At 63.1% G+C, this 1,476-nt stretch carries 1 protein-coding gene; it reads right to left on the bottom strand.

Annotated elements, in window-relative coordinates; all coding sequences use genetic code 11:
* Window positions 1-567 precede the first annotated feature (567 nt).
* Window positions 568-1,476: SMP-30/gluconolactonase/LRE family protein (locus tag AC5JLB_RS01130; protein ID WP_495872015.1), on the bottom strand; the 909-nt coding region annotated here is incomplete at its 5' end.

Genomic DNA, 1,476 nt, shown 5'->3' with positions numbered 1-1,476 from the left:
ACGGACCGGATGCGTCCTCGCTGCCATGCGTCAGATCATGAGCTCGGTGGTATGACAGCTATCGCACTGCCTACGAGACGGCACGGCTGTCGCTCCGCCGATTCCGAGCCCGTCAAATGGCGCATGCCTCTCCGGATCAGGCCCGCGCCTCCCGCACGGAAGAACTGGGCTTTGTTGCATAATCGAAGAACGTTGCGCGCCAAGCAGGCTTGGTCGCACAGACTTGCGTATCCAGGGGTGCAAGGAACAGGCGTATAGGCTGCTAGGATCGACGACTTCTTCGATTATGCAACAAAGCCCATGGAGGGTCTCCGTCTTCGACAACTGCCTCCAGACTTCGATCGCTTTCATCTGGCAGACACGTCACCTTCTACGTTTCGTCGAGAGGCGCCTCAACAGCTTCTTGCGAATGAAGTAAACGAGATTTGGGAATGTGTGCGAAGCGCTCTTGCGCGCCTTTGTATTGCCGAGAAAGGCCCCGGGCCTCCCACCCCTGCCAATCCTGACGCCGCATGCCGCCCCTGCCCTGACTATGCTGGGCTCTACCGCCGCCTCCTGAAATCTCCCTCAGCCGTGCGTAAGCCGGTAAGCAACAAGCTCACCCGTGGCCGTGATGGGGACCAGCAGAAGCTCTCCGGCCGTGCCGAGGTCGGCTGCGGTGGGTGCAGTCTCGGCCAAGGGCGTCAGTTGGCCATCGTGCCAACCCAGGATGCGCCCCGTCTGATAGTCGTCGTAGATCACCCAGTCCCCCAGGGTGACGATCCCGTCCACGCTCCCGCTCGCCTCGGTGCCGGCTACAGGGGTCACGGCACCACTCGCCAGGTCAAGTGTCAGGAGGCCGCCGGCGGTCTCCACAGAGGCGTCCTCGTTCAGCCCTTCGCCGAAGGATCCGACGAGGAGAGAGCCATCCTGGACCAGAAGTCCGTTGGGCAGTGAGATGCCGCCCGCCGCAACGACTTGGTCCAGGGCGTCGCCTTGCAGCCGGTAGATCGCGCCCGCGATCATGTCGCTCACATAGACCGTGCCGTCCTCGCCCACGGCCACATCGTTGAGGAACACGGCATCGGGCATCTCGATGAGGCCCGATTGCTGGCCCGACGCCATGTCGATCACATGCAACCCGTCCGCGTCCGCCACGTAGAGGCGGCCATCAAAGCTGGCCATGCCCTTCGGGTCGATGAGACCCGTCACCCAACTGGCCTCGATCTTCTCGCCTTCGGGCGAGATTAGGGCGAGCTTGCCGTCGGGATCGAAGACCCCCATCTGCGAAACGACGATCTGCCCAGTGGCCTCATCGAAGTAAGCGGATTCGGGCGAGGCGAGGCCCTCAAGTCGCCAGACCTCTGTCAGGGACTGGGCCAAGGCTGGAGAGCCGAGGAGGCCAACGGCGGTGGCGAGGGCCGCGCGACGAACGATGGATGGAGCGGAGACGCAATGCATGAGCGGATCCTTCCTGGTTGAACCGCCCGAATGAAG

It is taken from the genome of Myxacorys chilensis (assembly GCF_059505265.1).
The sequence above is the reverse complement of the archived record's forward strand: the minus strand, read 5'-3'. Positions and strand labels throughout refer to the sequence as shown.